Annotated in this window: 17 protein-coding genes; 3 read left to right on the top strand and 14 right to left on the bottom strand. The window is 51.3% G+C overall.

All coding sequences use genetic code 11. The features are described from left to right. Positions 1-19 precede the first annotated feature (19 nt). The 10 genes from NST69_RS08070 to NST69_RS08025 all read right to left on the bottom strand — a co-directional run bounded on the left by NST69_RS08070 (position 20) and on the right by NST69_RS08025 (position 10,498). On the bottom strand, positions 20-1,204 hold the full coding sequence (locus tag NST69_RS08070; RefSeq protein ID WP_342548950.1) for an acetyl-CoA C-acetyltransferase: 1,185 nt from the start codon (positions 1,202-1,204) through the stop codon (positions 20-22). 704 nt (positions 1,205-1,908) lie between these two features. Continuing rightward, entirely contained in the window at positions 1,909-2,814 is a 906-nt protein-coding gene (locus tag NST69_RS08065) for an Rpn family recombination-promoting nuclease/putative transposase (RefSeq protein WP_342550108.1), read from the bottom strand. A gap of 173 nt (positions 2,815-2,987) precedes the next feature. Next, on the bottom strand, positions 2,988-3,557 hold the full coding sequence (locus NST69_RS08060; protein WP_036692823.1) for a manganese catalase family protein: 570 nt from the start codon (positions 3,555-3,557) through the stop codon (positions 2,988-2,990). Positions 3,558-3,605: 48 nt separating this feature from the next. Beyond that, the gene (locus tag NST69_RS08055; RefSeq protein ID WP_036721463.1) at positions 3,606-3,872 is read right to left on the bottom strand and encodes a spore coat protein CotJB; all 267 of its coding nucleotides are present in this window, start codon (positions 3,870-3,872) and stop codon (positions 3,606-3,608) included. 3 nt (positions 3,873-3,875) lie between these two features. After that, positions 3,876-4,091: a spore coat associated protein CotJA gene (locus NST69_RS08050; protein WP_036692819.1), complete on the bottom strand. Its 216-nt coding sequence runs from the start codon at positions 4,089-4,091 to the stop codon at positions 3,876-3,878. Positions 4,092-4,309: 218 nt separating this feature from the next. After that, positions 4,310-5,674 (bottom strand): hemolysin family protein, encoded by a 1,365-nt coding sequence (locus NST69_RS08045; protein WP_143803712.1) that lies wholly within the window; start codon positions 5,672-5,674, stop codon positions 4,310-4,312. 12 nt (positions 5,675-5,686) lie between these two features. Next, complete coding sequence (gene yfkAB, locus NST69_RS08040) at positions 5,687-6,826, bottom strand: radical SAM/CxCxxxxC motif protein YfkAB (RefSeq protein ID WP_339255043.1); 1,140 nt, start codon at positions 6,824-6,826, stop codon at positions 5,687-5,689. A 169-nt stretch (positions 6,827-6,995) separates the two neighbouring features. Beyond that, positions 6,996-8,102 carry an HD-GYP domain-containing protein gene (locus NST69_RS08035; protein WP_036721458.1) on the bottom strand — a complete coding sequence of 369 codons (1,107 nt, stop codon included), beginning with the start codon at positions 8,100-8,102 and terminating at the stop codon, positions 6,996-6,998. A 59-nt stretch (positions 8,103-8,161) separates the two neighbouring features. Further along, positions 8,162-8,983: an undecaprenyl-diphosphate phosphatase gene (locus NST69_RS08030; RefSeq protein ID WP_209872766.1), complete on the bottom strand. Its 822-nt coding sequence runs from the start codon at positions 8,981-8,983 to the stop codon at positions 8,162-8,164. 75 nt (positions 8,984-9,058) lie between these two features. After that, the gene (locus NST69_RS08025; RefSeq protein WP_339313371.1) at positions 9,059-10,498 is read right to left on the bottom strand and encodes a bifunctional UDP-sugar hydrolase/5'-nucleotidase; all 1,440 of its coding nucleotides are present in this window, start codon (positions 10,496-10,498) and stop codon (positions 9,059-9,061) included. Positions 10,499-10,651: 153 nt separating this feature from the next. Between NST69_RS08025 and moaD the strand changes: the two genes are divergently transcribed. Together moaD and NST69_RS08015 are read left to right on the top strand one after the other, a co-directional pair. Continuing rightward, a complete protein-coding gene (moaD, locus tag NST69_RS08020) occupies positions 10,652-10,900 on the top strand; it encodes a molybdopterin converting factor subunit 1 (protein ID WP_036721451.1) in 249 nt (82 codons plus the stop codon). Positions 10,901-11,059: 159 nt separating this feature from the next. Next, positions 11,060-12,100 carry an HD-GYP domain-containing protein gene (locus tag NST69_RS08015; protein WP_036721450.1) on the top strand — a complete coding sequence of 347 codons (1,041 nt, stop codon included), beginning with the start codon at positions 11,060-11,062 and terminating at the stop codon, positions 12,098-12,100. Between the two features lie 113 nt (positions 12,101-12,213). Here the strand turns inward: NST69_RS08015 and NST69_RS08010 are convergent, their stop codons facing one another. Then, complete coding sequence (locus NST69_RS08010; protein WP_036721449.1) at positions 12,214-14,076, bottom strand: beta-glucoside-specific PTS transporter subunit IIABC; 1,863 nt, start codon at positions 14,074-14,076, stop codon at positions 12,214-12,216. 230 nt (positions 14,077-14,306) lie between these two features. Beyond that, on the bottom strand, positions 14,307-15,152 hold the full coding sequence (locus NST69_RS08005; RefSeq protein WP_036721447.1) for a PRD domain-containing protein: 846 nt from the start codon (positions 15,150-15,152) through the stop codon (positions 14,307-14,309). A 268-nt stretch (positions 15,153-15,420) separates the two neighbouring features. Here NST69_RS08005 and NST69_RS08000 point away from each other — a divergent pair, with 268 nt between their 5' ends. Continuing rightward, on the top strand, positions 15,421-15,669 hold the full coding sequence (locus tag NST69_RS08000; RefSeq protein ID WP_339313367.1) for a hypothetical protein: 249 nt from the start codon (positions 15,421-15,423) through the stop codon (positions 15,667-15,669). Between the two features lie 93 nt (positions 15,670-15,762). On the opposite strand, the gene NST69_RS07995 is transcribed toward NST69_RS08000, so the two are convergent. After that, complete coding sequence (locus NST69_RS07995; protein WP_342548949.1) at positions 15,763-17,631, bottom strand: ABC transporter ATP-binding protein; 1,869 nt, start codon at positions 17,629-17,631, stop codon at positions 15,763-15,765. After that, positions 17,628-19,397: an ABC transporter ATP-binding protein gene (locus NST69_RS07990; protein ID WP_342548948.1), complete on the bottom strand. Its 1,770-nt coding sequence runs from the start codon at positions 19,395-19,397 to the stop codon at positions 17,628-17,630. The genes NST69_RS07995 and NST69_RS07990 overlap by 4 nt, the downstream gene beginning before the upstream one ends. Positions 19,398-19,811: the final 414 nt, after the last annotated feature.

Genomic DNA, 19,811 nt, shown 5'->3' with positions numbered 1-19,811 from the left:
CCTTTCTGTCAGCGTTGTGTTAATAGCGTGCGTTCTCGACCAGCATGGCAATGCCCATCCCCGTTCCGATGCACAAGCTGGCTATACCGTAATGCGACGATCTCCGTACCATTTCATGCACCAGTGTAACTAACACTCTGGCTCCGCTTGCCCCGACAGGATGTCCAATCGCAATCGCGCCGCCATTGACATTCACCTTCTCCGGGTTAATCTCCAGCTCATGCAATACCGCTATGGCCTGTGCCGCAAAAGCTTCATTAATCTCGAACAGATCGATAGCTTCTAGAGGGATGTCCTGGTTCTTAAGCAGCGACTTAATAGCTCTTACCGGACCCATTCCCATGTAGGCAGGATCTACGCCAACCAGTGAATAACCCTTAATATAGGCTAAAGGCTCTACCTCATACTCCTTGCATTTGTCTTCCGACATGACCAGCACAGCCGCCGCTCCATCATTGATGCCCGAGGCATTTCCGGCAGTCACCGATCCGTTTTCTTTAAAAGCAGGCCTCAGATGAGCAAGCTTCTCTTTGCTGACCTCTCCTCTTACATGCTCGTCCTCCGCGAACCATACGCTCTCTTTTTTGGTTTCGGTCATCACGGGCACGATCTGCTCGGCAAAAACCTTATTTCTCTTAGCTTCTGCTGCCTTAATCTGGCTGTCATAAGCAAACTCATCCTGCTCCAGTCGCGAAATATGATATTTCTCGGCAATGTTCTCGGCTGTAATGCCCATATGGTAATGATTGATCGGGCAGGTCAGCCCGTCAGCGACCACGGTATCTATCAGCTCGCTGTTCCCAAGCTTATAGCCGTTTCTTGCATTTCTCAGCACATAAGGGGCATTCGACATACTCTCCATCCCTCCGGCCATAAGGACACTCCCTTGTTCAGCCCGAATAGAGTTGTAAGCTAAAGCGACGGCATGAAGACCTGAACCGCAAACGGTATTGATAGTTGTTGCAGGGACTTCAATAGGGATACCGGCTTGCAGTGCCGCCTGTCTGGCAGGATTCTGGCCCTCGCCCGCCTGTAGGACATTGCCCAGATAGATCTGCTCCACTAACGCAGGCTCTACATGGCTTTGCTGAAGGCAGGCCGTCATCACGTTCGCTCCTAATTCTGTAGCACTCAGTGTCGAAAGTCCGTTGTTAAATGAACCAACTGCAGTCCGTAAGGGACTTACCAATGCAACTCTGTTCACAAAATCTCACATTCCTTTCTGATTGTAGTGGACTTACGTGCGGGTATGATCACGATGTATGAGAGAGTATGCGTTACGGCTTAGATCGGTTTAATCAGCTTAGTCAGCTTAGTCAGCTTGATTAGCTTAGCCGCCTTGATCGCCTTCCTCCATTCGAATATTTGGTATTTATTTACATATTCAGTGTAAGCCTAAACGCCGGTTTCCTCAACACTCAAAAATATACATAATTTTACATACAAATAGCTCTAGGCCCTTGTACACTCCCCAACGAGGTCATGCTATCATTTCCTTTGAAATTCTGGTTATTAATGGTTATTTCAGAAAAACGAATGAAAACATACCAAAAGAGTTCACACAAGCGGAAACAGCTTTGCCGTCCTTTTAAAGGACGGTACTGTTTCAGCGAGAAATAGAAGGATAATTTATAACATGAAACATATAAACCTGAATTTCGAAAGTGAATTAAACAAATCCAGATAGGACAAGGGATAGACCTAGTTTTTCCTTCACCCATTTGGTGCAAGCTGTTTCTAGCAAGAAATCCCTTAGTGTAGTGCCTTATTGATGATTTGTGGATGCTTACTTTCGAAATTCAGGATAAATTCTATATTTAAAAAAAAAGCCTCCGACCCTTACTTGGGTCTGGAGGCGTTTTTTGCAGCTCTCTTAGCATCTTATTCCGTTCTCTGGAGGAGCCCTGCTTACATCAGCTTCTTAATCTCGTCCACCGGTAACTCCACGGCCTTGGACACCGCTTCTGGAGTAAATCCATGAAGCAATAACTTACGGATAATCTCGGCTTGGCCCTTTTCTATACCTTTCTCTATGCCTTTCTCCATGCCTTGTTCTATACCTTCAGCTATACCCTCTTCATATCCCCAACGCTTCCAGGCTGGCATGAGTTCCATAATCGCTTCACCCTCCTCCGGGTATTGTATCATCAATTCTTTTATAATCTCTTCATCCTGGACCCGATCCGGCTGGAAATATAAATCCGCCACTGACATCACAAGCGCCAGCCGACCTTGATCGAGTCGTGTCTTCAGCTTCATGAACATGCGCAGGAACTCCCGGCGCACTTCTCTTGCTTCTCTTGTAGTATACCCCATCTTGGCTAGTAACGCAGCAGCCACTGCATTGTCTGAATCAATAAACCGGCGCCAGTTCTGCTTACGCAATTCCACCTTGAGAAACTGGAAGCGCAGAATCTGGTGCTCAGGAATAACCATCTCCAAGGTGTCCTGCTCTTCTCTGATCTCATCTGAAGTGAAGATGGCAATCGGAATAATCAGCTTATGCTCTTTGCGGTAGCGCTCGAATAGACGGCTGAAGTAAATAAACATCCGTTCATGAAACCGACTGTCCCGATACGACTGGGGCTCCAGATGAATCAAAATATAACCGTCCAGTCCTTTGTAGCGGATTTCCAGCAGCAGATCCAGCTCCCGCGCTTCCTCGCCAACAATATCGACCAGCAATTCCTGCATCAGAAACCGGGTCTCCCTATAATCCAGCATCGAATCAAGCTCAGGGAAAAACAACTCAATGAATTCCTGAAAGAACGTCTCCAGCAGCTTCTTAAAAGCTTCATCATGCGGTAAGGGGATTTTAGTCGCCTCCTGTTATATTTTGCTTGTTCCTCGTGAACATATCCCATTTTAATGGAATTTAATATAACAAAAAGCACTCATGTTCGTATTCAATGTAAAAAGAGCCGCAGATGTTGCTCCTGTGGCTCTTCTTTTCAAGCTATCTATTTAATTTGTCTATGCATCAAAACTCAGAACACCCGCTTCTTATCCTTCTCCTCAATCAAGATCTGCACCGATTCCTTGAACCGGATCGCATGAATGATCTCCCGCTCGCGCAGGAACTTGAGGCTGTCCTGCAGATCCACATCGTCGGTCATGTCAATCAGCCACTGGTATGTAGCCCGGGCCTTCTCCTCGGCGGCGATATCCTCATACAGATCCGCGATTGGATCTCCCTTCGCAGCGATGTAGGCAGCTGTGAACGGAACACCCGCAGAGTTGTTATAGAACAAGGCATGATCCCGCTGCGCATAGTTCGGGCCTAAGCCTGCGGCTTCCAGCTCCTGCACCGAGGCGTCCTTGGTCAGCTTGTAGATCATGGTGGCAATCATTTCGAGGTGGGCAAATTCCTCAGTGGAAATATCCGTTAGTACACCAATTACCTTATCGGGTATAGCATACCGCTGGTTCATATAGCGCAGCGCCGCAGCCAGCTCGCCGTCCGCACCGCCGTATTGCTCCATCAGATACCGGGCCATCCGCACATCACATTTGCCGACACGCACCGGGTATTGCAGCTTTTTCTCATAGATCCACATTCGTGAACTTCCCCCTCCTTAAGGCTATTTCATTCCCCGCTTCATGCCTTAGACTTGCCAAGGCCAGGGACTCTCGCTCCATTGCCATGGAGCCTTGGAATAGGCGCGGCCGAAATTCTGCAGCGGTCCGTATAGCTCCTGGAACTGGTTCGCCAGCTTGGTGCGCTCATACGTCAGCTGATTGAACTGCTCAATCGCCTTCACATCCTGCGGATGAGTGTCCAGGTACAGATTCAGCTCTACGAGTGCAAAATCAAGTACCTGCAGCTGCTCCAGCATCTCGTAATAACGGGGCTCGCAAGGATTAGCTTCCATAGCCTACTTCCCTCCTTTGAACTTGGACTCATAAGGGCTGTATAGCGATGGCCATAACGTTCCATGCTTGAGCGCCTCCGGCAGGGAGAACTGCGGCAGATTCGGGGGCTGAAACGTGACGAATTGATTCGGCGGCACAACATACGTCTTGAACGGCACCGGCGGACAAGGATCAAACGGTCCCCTATACGGTGTCCATACGCGATCCTGGGAGTTCAATGATCATTCCTCCTCGTAAGGTTTTGACGGCATGGCCTGATGGATGTCCAGATCTCTGATCGTTACCTTCGTAACTAACTTATGACAGTCCAAGGGTGGAAAAGAACAACTGCCCAATAAAATCGCCCTAAGCAACAAAAAAACAGGGACCCCAAAAGCCCTGCAAACCGGCTTCTGAAGTACCCTGCTCTATTTAAAAATACGAGTTACACTTCTGCTTACTCCTTCTCCTCTTCCACGGCTTCCGCATCCTCTTCGGACTCTGGCGGCGGCTCGCGGTGGATGTTGATCCGGGTGATCCGCAGCCGGGTGGATTCCTCCACCTCGAAGGTGACGTCGCCTACCACAACTTTCTTGCCCTTGGACGGATTGCCCTCCAGCTCCTTGAACAGCCAGCCGCCGATGGAATCCACCTCGTCATCCTCAATCACGACGCCTGTGAGATCGTTGACGTCTTCAATCAGCATCCGGCCCTCTACGGAGATGTAATCGCCGTTACGCTCTACGCTGGGGCGTTCATCCTCGAACTCGTCATGCAGATCGCCGACGATCTCCTCCAGAATCTCTTCAGCGGTCAGCAGCCCCGCCGTTCCGCCGTACTCGTCAACGACCAGCGTCAGCTGGGCCTTGTTCTTCTGCATCAGCCGCAGCGCATGGCTGATCTCCATCGATTCCGGCACGTTCAGAATCGGCCGGACCAGGGAAGCCAGATCATTCTGCTGCTCCGGCGGGGCGAACAGCAGATCCGTAATATGGATGAAGCCGATAATCCGGTCCTTGTCCTCGAAGGCCACCGGATAACGCGAATGCTTCGTTTCCGTAATGATCCGCATGTTCTCCTCCAGCGGAAGATTGCTGTACAGTACATCCATATCGGTACGCGGCAGCATCACCTCACGGGCCAGCAGGTCCGAGAATTCGAAGATGTTATCCATCAGCTTCATCTCATCCTGATCGATCACCCCGCTCTTCGCGCTCTGATTCATCAGAATGCGGATTTCCTCCTCCGAATGGGCAGCCTCGGCTTCACTGGCCGGCTCCACGCCGAACAATCTCAACAGAGCGTTCGCTGACGCATTCAGCACCCAGATGAAGGGCAGAAACAGATTATAGAAGAACATCAGCGGAGCGGACAGCAGCAGTGCTGACCCTTCCGTTTTTTGAATAGCCAGAGATTTCGGTGCCAGTTCTCCCAGCACAATATGTAAAAAGGTAATAATCGAGAAGCCGATAATCACAGATACCGTTGAGATTAACGTCTGGTCAGTAACACCGATCTGGTACATCAGGGGCTCCACCAGCAGCTCCGAGATCGCCGGTTCCCCGACCCAGCCGAGTCCAAGGGAAGCGAGTGTGATCCCGAACTGGGTGGCCGACAGATACGAATCCAACCGCTTGTTGACCTTAAGCGCATATCCCGCCATTTTGTTCCCTTCGCTGACCAGCTGGGTCAGACGGGACTGTCTGACCTTAACCAGCGAGAATTCCGCCGCAACAAATACACCATTTAATAATACGAGCACCAGAACGAGCAAAAGATTAAGCACTAATCTTCCTATTTCAAATTCCGTATGCACTATAATAACGCCCCATTTCTACAAGGTGATCGCTTTTCTGGTTTTGAAATCGACCCCGGGATAATACATATCGGCCACGAGCAGGTTAGGCCCGCAGCAGCCTGCCGCATCGCAGTAACAATTCACTTGCTGATTCAAGGGATGCTTAGTCTGCCACTCGGTGAAAATGTCATCCAGCTTCGAGTCGCTGATATTGCCAAAGGCGGATATGTCGGCGAAGTCTGTTACAAAGACATCGCCCGTGAACAGGTTGACATTGACCCGGTTTCTTCCGTCCGGATCATTGCGCAGCGTTACATTCTTCTCGCTGCGCAGTCTGCTCAGCAGCTGCTGGTCTTCCTCCAGGAAGCTGCAGGCGAAGAACGGCAGCGTGCCGAACAGCATCCACATCTCCGGGTCACGATGGTCAAGGAGGGAATGAATAGCAGTATTCATCTCCCGGAGCGACAGCACAGGCAGCTTCGAGGCGAAGCTGGATGCGTACATCGGGTGTACCTCATGCCGTCTAGCCCCCATGTCCCCGATCAGCCGGTGAATCTCGGGAAGCTTGGTGTGTGTACGATAGTTGATCATCGACTCGGCAGAGATCAGCATTCCGTCGCTGCTCAGCCGGCGGGAATTCTCCAGCATCGTATCATACAGCCGGTAGGCGGCCTCCTTCGAGACCGGGTGCCCGCTGTTCGCGAAGCCCACCTCGTGGAAGTCATCGCCGTTCACATAATTGAACGAGATATGCATGACATCCAGGTAAGGGAGCAACTGTTCATAACGGGAATACGGCATGGTCAGATTGGAGTTGATCTGCGAACGGATGCCCCGCTCCCGCGCATATTTCAGCAGCGGTACGATGGTATTCTCCACCGTCCCGGCACGGAACATCGGCTCCCCGCCCGTAATGCTGATAGTCTGCAGGTGCTCTACCTCGTCCAGACGCTTCAGCATCTTGGTTAAAGGCAGCAGCTCTCCCTCTTTCATCGTAAGACTGTCGCCGACGGCGCAATGCTCGCAGCGCATATTGCATAGATTCGTGACCGTCATCTCTACACTGGTCAGCACATGCTGCCCGTATTCACGGAGTGAAGTAATCGGATCCCATGGATCGTACTCCGGCGACAGCTCTTTTACAGGGATTATAGATGATGGCTCTAATATACTCATTTCTTAATGCTCCTTTAATGCTTATTCCTTATTATTAACCCAAAACAAAAGAAAAAGAACGATAACTTAAGCTATATCATACCACGACTACTCAAAAAAACAGCAAGGCGGAGAATACAGCTCCGCAATTCCTGCAGATACCCTATTCTCTCCTCGCTGCGCAGAACACCTATCCGGTACTTTTCACTACAGGTTCTCCCCCGTCTGTCACATCCACAATGACTACAGAGAGGGCTTTGCTGAGATCACGCTCATAGGGGGTAACCGTTTCGCCTTCGGGTCCATTCAGCACCCGGACAACAGGCCGATGTGGTGTGCTGGGGTCAATCTTGACCACCACACCGCTCTCGCCGGAGCTGAGCTTCACCGTAAGTCCCAGCGGATAGATGGCCACGCGGTCTCTGAATAACTCCAGTTGCTTCTGCTCATACAAAGTTCCTGAGCCGACATACAGCGCTTCTACCGCCTGATGGGGCAGCATGGCTTTTTTGTAAATCCGGTTGGAGGTCATCGCATCATAAGAATCGGCTACCCCCAGCCATTTCGCATATTCATGGATCTGCGGACCCGTCAGGCCGCGCGGATAGCCGGAGCCGTCAATCCGTTCATGATGCTGCAGGGCACAGTGGGCCGCCAGCAGAGGAATATTCGGCTCTTCCTTGAGAATGCGGTATCCGATCTCGGTATGCGCCTGCATATGGCGGAATTCCTCCTCGCTGAGCATACCGGGCTTCTGAACAATTTTGACAGGAATCTGCGTCTTGCCGATATCATGCAGCAGCGCACCAAGCCCAATGACCCGCAGCTCTTCTTTGCTGTAGCCGTGGGCAATCCCCAGAACCAGCGTATACAGGCATACGTTCAGGGAATGGACATACAGGTAGTTGTCAGCGGTGTGCATGTCAAGCAGCATGATCATCGGGTCCTCCTGCAGGGACATGTCATCAAGGATGGAATCCATCACCTTGGAGAACTTTTTATCCAGATGATAAAAGCCCTTGGTAATTCCCGAGGCGCCGGACATCTGCTGGAACTGATTCCGGATGACCTTGAGCGCCTGATTGCGCGTCTCGTCCTGCAGCATTCCGGGGATCACTATATCCTCCGTGAGCGAATCCTCAATATAGATATAGCCGATATCGATTCTGGCGAGCCGCTTGATCAGGGAATCGGTAAGCTCCACTCCGTCCGCAAGCAGAACCAGCCCTTCATCATTATATATTTTTTTACCCAGCTTCATTCCGGCCTGAAGCCGATTGACGGATACTAGACGCACCTTGGCTCACTCCTGCCTTTAAACGGTAAAATTGCTTTTCTGTGATGCCAAGCTGAGAATCAACGCATAATAAACAGCCAGAAGGCGGCTGCAAGGATAAAGCGGTAGATGGCAAAATGCGTCGGTCTGATCTTCTGGATCATTCTCATGAACAGAACTACCACCACATAAGCCACGATGAAGGAAATAATGAAGCCGATGACAAAATACCCGATCGTCTCACTCGTGAAATTCTTGTAGGAATCCAGCAGCTCATACCCCGAGGCCGCGCACATAATCGGAATCGCGATGAGGAAGGAGAAGTCGGCCGAGGCCTTGTAGCTCACTCCGCTCAGCATCCCCCCGGAAATGGTCGAGCCGGAACGGGAGAAGCCAGGCCAGAGGACGGAAATAATCTGGAACAGTCCGATCGAGAGTGCCTGCCCGTAGGACAGATCATCCAGATCATGTGCCGTCACGCGGATCTTGCGTTTGTTGACCCATTCGGCAATGATCATCAGAATACCGCCTGCGACCAGCGCCCAGAGGACGGTGGATGCCCCGAAGAGGCTTTTAATGAAGTCCCGGGCAAAAAAAGCTACAGCGAGCGCAGGCACAATGCCCAACAGCACATGAATCAGGTTCAGGCGGGCTGCCGGCATTACGCCCCCTCTGTCTCTGCGGCCGAATCCGAGCAGATCCACAATCCGCTGGCGGTAGACCAGCGCAATCGCCAGTATAGCCCCCAGCTGAATCACGATCTCATACGTCTTCATAATCGAATCCTGCTCGTTAAATCCCAGAAGCTTAGTCGTTAGAATCATGTGTCCCGTCGAAGAAACCGGAATGAACTCCGTGATTCCTTCCACAATTGCCAGAATAATGGCTGTAATTGTATCCATATTACTCCTCCTGATCTAGTCAATGAAACCTGGTACTGTGTTAACTATCAATTTTATAAAACATGGTGTGGATCATCAGGTGGATTGCCTCTCCCAGCGAACCGCTTCACACTCATCCAGACTCCCCGGGCGCTGCAGCTCCATCCGCAGCAGATCGCGGAGGAAATGAGGCAGCAAATATACCGCCTCCCGGCCATTGGCTATACTCTCGTAGCCTGTACGGAACGTAAACATATCCAGCGTGCCGACACTATATACCTTGGTATCCTCCAGCTGCTCCCCGCCGGCAAAAATCGCAATACCGTTATCATAAGGCATGACCCTTGGATCGTACAAGATTTTTAATCCGTCCACGGCCAGGGTGCCCAGCACCTCTCCCCGGAAGCCATATCCGTAGATGACTTTATTCCGGAACTCTGCCATCAGACTTTGTTCAAGTGCGGTGCGGATATCCTTGCCTGTCAGCTGTACAATACAAGGATTAATCGGAGAAGGACATAAGGCATGCAGCATGCCTGTAGTGATATTCCCTTCCGGCAGCGGGCCAAGCAGCTGGCCTGTATTCACGAGCGAGATGGGACTGCCTGTGAACTGGCGGACTGCCTGTGCCAGCAGGTTGCCAAAAGGGGACTCCCCCTGCAGATCCAGCGGCAGCATGCGGTCGCTGATGGCAACCGTCTCCTCCAGGGCCTCACGCCCGCGCAGCAGATGGATCGCTGCCGCCGGAGCGATCAGCTCCTCCGTCAAGGCAGGATCAACTTCCGTGCAGCCTCCTTCGGCCAGGTGAAACGCTCCGTCCGGCTGCTGCCGCTCGAAGACCACCCGTCCGGCGTACCGGCCGAATTTGCCGGCTCCGCATACGGCTGTCCCGTTAATCATCTGCGGCTGCTCCAGCATATGGTGGGTGTGCCCGCCCAGAATGGCATGCACGCCCTCCAGGTTCTCTGCCAGCCTCTGGTCTGCGGGTAACCCCAGATGAGACAGAATGATCACGATATCCACCTGCGGGGCAAGCAGCTGAACCTGCTCGCGCAGCGCCTCTTCCGGGTCCAGCACATCCCAGCCGAGCAGGGAATAGAAGGAGGTGAACGCCGCCGTAGCACCGGTCAGTCCAATCTTGATGCCGTCCTTCTCCAGAACCGCGTGGCGCTGCATCCAGTGCGGCGGCTCACCGGTAGCGGACTCCAGGAAATTGCAGCATACCACAGGACACTGGATACCTGTGAATATGGCTGAGAGCATCTCCTTGGAGAAGGTGAGGCCTTCGTTATTGCCGATGGTGACTGCATCGTATCCGGTCAGATTCATAATGTCTATGTTGGCCTGTCCCATCGTGCCTTCCGTCTCTACAGCAGCGCGGTCCATATGATCTCCGATATCAAGCAGCAGCACCGGATCCTCGCCTGCCGCTGCCTTCATTGCGGATATCACTGCCGCAAGCGGACTCATCATTTCAAAGTGGCTATGTATATCATTGGTATGAATAATGGTTAATCTTTGCGGCCCAGGCTTCATAAGCTGGCTTCCCTCCCACTTGTACAGCCGTTTATAAAGTAAGCGGCAGGCTTGTTCAGTTCTAGAGTTAGCATAACATTTTCAGACCCAATATGGTATATTGTAATCATTATAAGCTGTCCTAAGCTTAAGTCCAGAAAGGGTGAAGAAAGCATGCATATCTCCATCCGGCTGTTCGCCGGTCTGGCCGAAATCATCGGCTCCTCCACTCTGGTCTTCCACGCCCAGGAGTCCCCTTTGACAGCAGGCAGGCTGAAGGAACTCCTCTCCGCCTCCTATCCTGATGCCGCGCCGCAGATCAGTGTATCCCTTGTAGCCGTTGATCAGGAATATGCGCCTGATGATACGGATATTACCGAAGGCTCAGAGGTGGCCTTCATTCCGCCCGTATCCGGCGGTTAACCGGACCGTTCCCCTTCCGCGAATCTGCATAGATACACAACAGGGTAGGACCAGCGGGTTGCACAATCTGCAAGCTACAATCAGTACTCTTACACCATTGAATATTGCGGACTTTGTTGCTATGCTGTAAAAAATTGCTATAGTAAGGTGGCCTATTCATTGAGAGTACACGTGATGGATCTTAAACCGGGTGATCATCTGCGGATGGATACCTTCAGCTCCCGCGGGCTGCATGTACTCCCTAAGGGATCACGGCTGCAAATGGAGGAAATCGCCAAGCTGATACAGCATGGCGTGGATTATGTAGACATTGAAACGGTACAGGAAGAGCCCGCCCCTTCCAGCCGGACGTCAATCATTCAGGCCGCAGCCAGCAGCTTCGATACCACGATTGACGGTTTTGAATCTCTATATATGGAAGCGCTCAGCAAAGGCAGCTTCAATCAGTCCGTAGTGGATGATATCCTGCAGCCGACCTTGTCCACGCTGGACAAACATAAGGACGTAGTGACACTCCTGCTGCTGCTGGACCGGGAAGATAACTATACCTACAATCATTCCCTGCAGGTAGGCATGCTCTCGTATTATCTTGCCTCGTGGCTCGGATATTCCAAGACAGAGTGCTACGAGATCGGGCGTGCGGGATACCTGATTGATATCGGCAAATGCCGCATCTCCCCCGCAATTCTGAATAAGCCTGGTAAGTTAACCCCTGATGAATACGAAGAGATCAAATTACATACGATTTACGGATACGAAATCATACAGAACTCCATGAACGATCCTTTCACTGCTCTGGTTGCCCTGCAGCATCATGAACGCGAGGACGGCTCCGGTTATCCCAAGCAGCTGACCAAGACAGATATTCATCCTTACGCCCAGATCGCAGCCGTTGCGGATATTTACAGTGCCATGACCACTCACCGGGTCTATCAGTCCAAGCAGGAGCTGATTTCCGTTCTGCGTGAGATCAACTCCCTCAGCTTCGGGAAGCTGAACGGCAAACCGGTCCAGGCCTTCATCAATCACCTGATGCCTAACTTCATCGGCAAGCGCGTTCTGCTGAGCACCGGTGATATGGGTGTTATCGTGATGAACAACCCGCTGGATGTCTTCCGTCCGCTTGTACAGAGCGAAGGCAAGTTCCTTGACCTGTCCCGCGAACGCAAAATTGCCGTCGTTGAGATTTATATGGAGTAGAGAGATTTCCTCTACGCAAAATAAATCAAGCAGCCCCTCCTGCGTTACCGCAGAAGTGCTGCTTGAAGTTGAATACCAACAGAAGCCTCCCCCGGCCGGGGGAGGCTATCCTTTTATCGGATAAGTGTAAGCAGCAGCTCACCGCTAGGCACTTCTGTCCCTGTGCTCTTAAGCACATCAAGGTATTGTGCCGAGTTGGTGACAATCACAGGCGTGGCGGTTACAAATCCGGCTGCACGGATGGCTTCAAGGTCAAATTCAAGCAATAGCTGACCCTTGACTACCTTGTCGCCTTCCTGCACTTTTTTGGTAAAATGCTGACCCTTAAGCTTCACGGTATTGACACCGACATGAATCAGCAGCTCCGCACCGCCCTCCGAAGTGATGCCGATGGCATGTCCTGTCGGGAATACAGTAGTTACCGTTCCGTTCACAGGGCTGGTTAAGATGCCGGAAGAAGGCTCGATTACAATGCCCTTGCCCATGGCGCCGGAAGCAAAAGCTTCGTCAGGCAGGGTGTCAAGCGGTTGCAGCGTTCCTGCCAGCGGGCTTACAATCAGTTCTTTATCAATCAGCGTCGGTGTAGTCGTACCCGAGGTTGCACTTAAGTTAACCGATGCCGCAGCATCTGTCTCAGGCTCCTTGTAGCCAAACACCAGCACCAGTACAGCGGCCAGTACAAATGCTACCAGTATACCAATGACTACCCAGACAAATCCGGTACCGAAATAGGTCGGCAGAGCCAGCAGACCCGGCAGTGAGAAGGATAATGCTCTTGCGCCGCCTGTTGCAATAATTGCACCGCCGATAGCGCCGGAGATACACGCATAGATGAACGGTTTTTTGAGCTTCAGGGTAACTCCATAAATGGTTGGTTCAGTAATCCCGAAGACCGCAGATAGTGTAGAAGAACCGGCGAGTGCCTTAAGCTGCGGGTTCCGCGATTTCAGGAATACACCGAATACAGCCCCGGCCTGCGACAGAACGGCCGCACTGAGAATAGGCAGCATGGTATCCTGTCCCAGTGTAGCAATATTGCTGAGCATGATCGGTACGAAGCCCCAGTGTACACCGAAGATTACGAACACCTGCCAGAACGCCCCAGCTATGGCTCCGGCCACAAGCGGACTTAGATTGTAGAGCCAAGTATAACCGGAAGCGAGTCCCTCACTGATCATTGAACCTACAGGTCCGAAGGCCAGGAACGTAAGCGGAATAACAATGAGCAGTGCGAACATGGGAACAAGAATATTCCGCACGGACTCATGAATGAAGGAACGGAACCAGCGTTCCACATACGACTGCACCCATACCGCCAGAATAATCGGGATCACGCTGGAGGAATAATTGATCAGTACGATCTTGATCCCCAGGAAGTGCAGCGGGTCAGGTGAGCCTACAGCCGCAATGACTGCGGGATAGATCAAGGCTCCGGCTATGGCAATGGACACGAATTGATTTGCCTTGAATTTGCGCGCTGCCGTAACCGCCAGGAAGACAGGCAGGAAATAGAACACGCTGTCGGCAGCCGCATTGAGGATCATGTAAGTGCCGCTGGCAGCACTAATCCACTCCAGTGAAAGAATCAGGGCCAGCAAGCCCTTGAGAATCCCCGCCCCGGCCAGTGCACCCAGTATCGGCGAGAAAATACTTGAAATGATGTCCACCGCTTTACCCAGAACTCCGGTGCTTTCCGAGCTTTCGTCACTGCCGCTTTTCTCCGCATCCTGAAGCGAGGTTTCCTTCATAATCTGCTCGAATACCTGGCTGACATTGTTGCCGATGACCACCTGGAATTGCCCGCTGTTCTCAACCACTGTAATGACTCCCGGAGTCTTCTCCAGCGCTGCTTTATTGGCTTTGCTGTTATCCTTCAGCTTGAATCTTAAGCGTGTGGCACAATGGAAGACGGAATTCACATTCCCTTCTCCGCCAACGAGTGTGATAATTTGTTTGGATAAGTCTTTATTGCTCATTTGGGTTTGCTCCTTTTGAGATCTGTAATATAAGCATCGCTGCAGAGGCGAGTTATGCCAGCCCTTCTATCTTTCCCCTCTGCAAACAAGAAAAACCTGAACTCAAGGCAAAAAAGGCGTAGAACACACGCTATTTTGCCATCAGCTCAGGTTTTGCCTGCATGACCAGTTACACCCTGACAGATGATATGAAAATATATGAAATATTGTAGTCTTACGTATGTTGCGTGTTACTCCAGGCTATTGCGTTCAGTTACACGCTGAATGTGAATCGTCAAATAGACATATTCATCCTTGCTGAGGCTCTGGCCATGGGATTTCTCCAGATATTCATTAATCTTGCCTACGCATTCGAAAGCCTTGACATAGGTTAGCCTCACCTGATTGTACAGGAACTCTTCCCCGCTGTTGTTGGTCTCCTTCTTCAGCACCCGCATGGAAAAATACTGCAGATGGGTCAGGAACCGCGAATAGTTAAGCGAGGTCTCGTCCAGCACAACCTTATAATGATAGGTAACGATGTTCAGGATATTCTGAACGATCTCCGTCATCTTGATCGTCGATCTTACCTCCGTGCCATCCATTCTGGCGTTGACCAGATGAAGGGCAATGAAGCCGGCTTCATCCTCACCGAGCGAGAGGCCGGTGGTCTGTTCAATCATCTTCAGGGCATCCAGCCCGATCCCGAATTCCTTCTGGTAAAAGCGCTTGATCTCAAACAGCATCGCATTCTTCAGCTGAATCCCCTTCTCAAAACGCTCCAGCGCGAAATGAATATGATCCGTCAGCGTCAGATAGAGATTATCGTTCAGCTCTGTGTGCAGCACTCCACTCGCGTAGGTGACGATGCCGCTGGCCAGCTCCAGGTGAGCTACCGGAATATCATTCAGCAGTTCAGTCAGCCGGGCAGTGAATTCATTCTCATTCAGCAGAAAAATCTTATCCACCTTGGCAGGATCCACATAATCACCCGCCACCTTATTGAAGGAAATTCCTCTGCCCATCACAATAACCTCCTTGCCCTTCTGGTTCTTGGTCAGGAGCACATTATTGTTCAGCACCTTCTCGATAATCATCTCTATTTCACCTCCTGACGCATAGTTTGTACAAAAAAAGCCTAAGTTGATCCCAATATCATTCATAAAAATGATACTCGCATCAGCTTAGGCATTGCCCGCGTTACCGGTCACAATCCTGTATTACTGCTATTGTAGCATAAATAAAAGCGATTTCAAGAACTTTTTTTATTCCAAAGATCTGAATATTCATATTTGGCTTCATTCCGGTTTGAAACCGTATCTCCAGGGTCACGCTAATAGCAGACAATAATCCAAGGGAGGAGATATGATGCTTGCGGTTCACCAGCGCCTTGCCGAGCTATATACCCTGAGTCTGAAGCGTCCACTGGCTCCGGCGGAGCAAGACGAGCTTCAGCACTGCCTGCATGTCAACACCGTCTACTGCTGGGAAATGGCCCGCCTCCATATCGAAGCTCTGTTGGCAGAGAGTACTCAAGATACCGGGTGGCAGCAGGAGATCAGTGCGCAGCTGCTGGAGGTCCGGGTAAGCGGGAAGCCGGGAAAACGGCCTTAACGGGAAGGAACTCTACGCTTCCCCTTATCATTCCAGACGCAAAAAAAACAGCAGCCCCTCCCCCACATCGGGGCCAGGCTGCTGCATGTGCTTCTATAAGAAGCGGAACTGTGCTTCTATTAACCCGTTATAAATACCGTCGTGCTTGGTCAGCTCGGCATGGTTGCCTTCTTCCTTGATCTCGCCGTGATCCAGCACCACGATCTTATCCGCATGGCGGATGGTCGAGAGGCGGTGGGCGACGATGAAGGAGGTCCGGCCCTGAAGCAGCAGCTTCAGCGCTTCCTGAATCTTGATCTCCGTCTCCGTATCAATGCTGGCGGTCGCTTCATCCAGAATCAGAATCCGCGGATCAGCCAGCAGCGCCCGGGCGAAGGACAGCAGCTGGCGTTGTCCCATGGACAGTGCGCTTCCCCGCTCCTCTACCTCGGTATCATAACCGGCTGGCAGCTTGACGATGAAATCATGGGCGTCTACAGCCTTAGCGGCCGCTTCAATCTCTTCGTCCGTGGCATCCAGCCGCCCGAAGCGGATGTTGTCGCGGATCGTTCCCGAGAAGATGAAGGTATCCTGCAAGACAATCCCGATCTGTTCGCGCAGACTCTGGAGTGTAACCTCGCGGATATCCCGTCCATCAATGGTGATGCCGCCGCTCTTGATATCATAGAACCGGCCGATCAGGTTGATGATCGTGCTTTTGCCGGAGCCGGTATGTCCTACTAGTGCAATGGATTGGCCTGCCTTGACATCCAGGTTAATGCCCTTGAGAGCCGCACGGCCCTTCTCATATTCAAACACAACATTATCGAAGTGAATATCTCCCTTAATCTTGGACAGCGGAGTTGCTCCCGGCTTATCCTGAACCGCAGGCTGTTCGTCGAGATATTCGAAGATCCGCTCGGAGGAGGCCATCGCCACCAGCAGCTGATTGTACATCTGTCCCAGCCGGTTGATCGGGTCCCAGAAGTTGCTGACATAACTGCTGAAGGCGACCAGGAAGCCGACCGTAAGTTCTCCCGACTGAATCAGGTACGCCCCGAACCAGAAGAGAATCATCGTCCCGAAGCCGCCGGTGACTTCAATGATCGGACCGAATGCCTGGTTCATGGCTGAGGCCTTGTTCCAAGACTTCCGGCTGTCCATATTCATGGCATCGAAATAGTGCATGTTCTCTTCTTCCTGCGTGTAGGCCTGAGTGACGCGAATCCCCTGAATCGATTCATTCAAATGGGAGTTGATCCGCGAGTTCTTCATACGCACATCCTGCCAGGCAATACGGATTCTCTGCCGCAGCTTGGTCGAGATCAGGAACATAATGGGCACCGTAATCATCACGGCCAGCCCCAGCTTCCAGTTGATCAGCAGCAGAATTATCATAATGCCGAACAGCTGCACACAGTCAATCATTAGATTGACAACCCCGTTGGTGAACAAATCCTGCAGCGAGTTAATATCATTGGTCACCCGGACCAGGACGGATCCGGCCGGACGTTTATCAAAGAAGTTGAAGGACAGCTTCTGGATATGCCGGAACAGGTCCGAGCGCAGATCATAGATCACCCGCTGGCCGATCACATTCGTATATTTGATCCGGTATACGCCCGCAATCCATTGAATCAGATACAGAATGATTACACTGGCTGTGAGCGTGTAGAGCAGCGTCAAGCTGGTGTTTCCGTCTTTTGGAGCAATCGCTTTATCAATCGCCATACTGGTCAGGAATGGAACCGTCAGCTTGGTAATCGTCCCCAGAATCATCATGATCGAGACCAGCGGCAGCATCTGCCTCGCATATGGCTTCATATAGCTGAATAAGCGGGTGAACTGCTTCCAGTCAAAAGCCTTGTCGATCACATCATCGTCTTTGTAGATAAAACGTTCTTCAAGCGTCTGTTCCTCTACTTTACTGTTGTCAGTCTCTACTGCGCCCTCTACAGTCTTCTTGGAGGTCTGAAGGTTCATGCCGGATCACCCGCCTCTCGTTCATTATCCCTGGCTAAATAATCGGCGTACTGAATCCGGTACACATCCTGATAAGGTCCCGGGACCGCGATCAATTCCTGATGGGTGCCCTGCTGGACCATTCTCCCTTCATTCATGACAATGATTTGATCGGCATGACGCAGGGAGGAGATCCGGTGGGCAATAATCAAGGTGGTCCGTCCGCGCATAACCTCCTGGAACCCGGCCTGAATCTCATGCTCCGTCTCCATGTCCACCGCACTGGTGGCATCATCCAGGATAAGAATCCGCGGATTCTTGAGCAGTGCGCGCGCGATGGCAATCCGCTGCTTTTGGCCGCCCGAGAGACCCATTCCCCGCTCCCCGACTACCGTATCGTAGCCTTCCGGCATCTCCATAATGAAGTCATGCGCCTTCGCCAGCTCGGCGGCACGGATGATCTCATCCATGCTGACATTCTTCAGTCCATAAGAGATATTATTGCGGATCGATGAGGAGAACAGGAAGGTCTCCTGGAATACCGTCGATATTTGCGAGCGCAGACTACGGACCTGGAACTCGCGGATATCCACGCCATCGAGCTTGATACTGCCCTGATTCACATCATAAGCACGCATCATGAGCTGGGTAATCGTGGATTTACCGGATCCCGTTCCGCCAAGGAATCCAATGACCGCACCAGGCTCCGCATGGAAATGAATATCCTTGACTGCCGGCATTTTGTTGCCGTAAGCGAAGGTGACATGATCGAACTCCACCTCACCCTTCACTTCTGCCGCTACAAGCTCGCGGGCATTCTCTTGATCCCGGACATCGATTGTCTGATTCAGCACTTCCAGCACACGTTCGCCAGAGGCCTTCGACTGGGTATAGTTGTTGATGTGGAACCCGAGTCCCCATACCGGGCCGATAATGTACCAGATCAGGCTGAAGAACGCAACCAGCTCACCCAGCGACATCTTCCCGTTGATAACCAGCGTACCGCCGACACCCAGCAGGATCGCTACACTGACCGAAGCCAGCAGCTCCATGAACGGGAAGAATTTACTCCACAGCTCGGCCGCAAAAATTTGATTATCTTTATAACGTTCATTACGGTGTGAGAATTTCTCAACTTCGTAGGCCTCTCTGGCAAACGATTTGACCGTTCTTACCCCGGTGACATTCTCCTGTACAGCCGTTGTCAGGGAACTTAACGCCAGGCGCATCTCCTGAAAGGCCGGATGAATCTTGGATTCAAATCTGAGTGCGACTACCGCCAGAAACGGCATTGTGATCAGAGTAACCAGCGTCAGCTGCCAATTGATGGTAAACATCATAATGGAGCCGAACAAAACCATGAAAAATACATTCAGCAGTTGGGCAAATCCGAAGCCAATGAACATCCGGATCGCTTCCAAATCCCCGGTCAGCCGGGACATCAGGTCACCTGTCTTCGCCGTATCATAATAACGGAAGGACAGAAATTGCAGCTTCTCATAGCAGGCATTGCGCAGCCGGTAGGCCAGGAAATTCCCCAGCCGTCCGCCGAAAAATCCATGGGCAAACTGCAGGCACGCCTTGACAACAATGACAGCAAGCACACTGAGAGCGAGTACGGGCACCTCAGTAAACTTTAGGGGAACAATAACATCATCGATCAATCTCCTTAACAAATTGGGGGTAATAAGCCCCACTGCAGTTGCGGCCGCCAAACATACAATCGACAGAATCAGATAGTGCAGCTTCTCCCGATAAAAGCCCCGCAGTTGCCTGAGAACATCCATATCTCTCCTCCTTAAAGCTTTACGAAGTAAAGCTGGCTCCGTAAGCATAAACTTAGCTTTACGAAGTAACCTGCCTCGTAAGCATAAACTTAGCTTTACGAATTAACCTGCTCCGTAAGCATAAACTTGGTCTCTAAATATCGCACCGTAAGCTAGCTTTTTTAGCGCTTCCAATTTAGTGACTTTAAGCAGTTTATCATCCCTAATTTAATGCGGCAAAGGGGAGAAACCACCGTTTTCCCTCTTTTTCCGGAATAAACCGGGCTTAAGCAGGGGCTAATGGACGCCCGTAGTTTTAAATGCTGCTATTTCCTCGCAAATACTGCTCAATTAAGATATAGCAAGATTCAACGATGCTAAGCAGCTTTTTGAAAGCCCTATAAAAGGTATTTTATGTTCCTATAAAACACAAAA

Origin of the sequence: Paenibacillus sp. FSL P2-0089 (assembly GCF_038595095.1) — a bacterium.
GTDB classification, from domain to species: Bacteria; Bacillota; Bacilli; order Paenibacillales; family Paenibacillaceae; genus Paenibacillus_AQ; species Paenibacillus_AQ silagei.
Note: the sequence above shows the minus strand (reverse complement) of the source record. Positions and strands in the feature narration are given on the sequence as shown.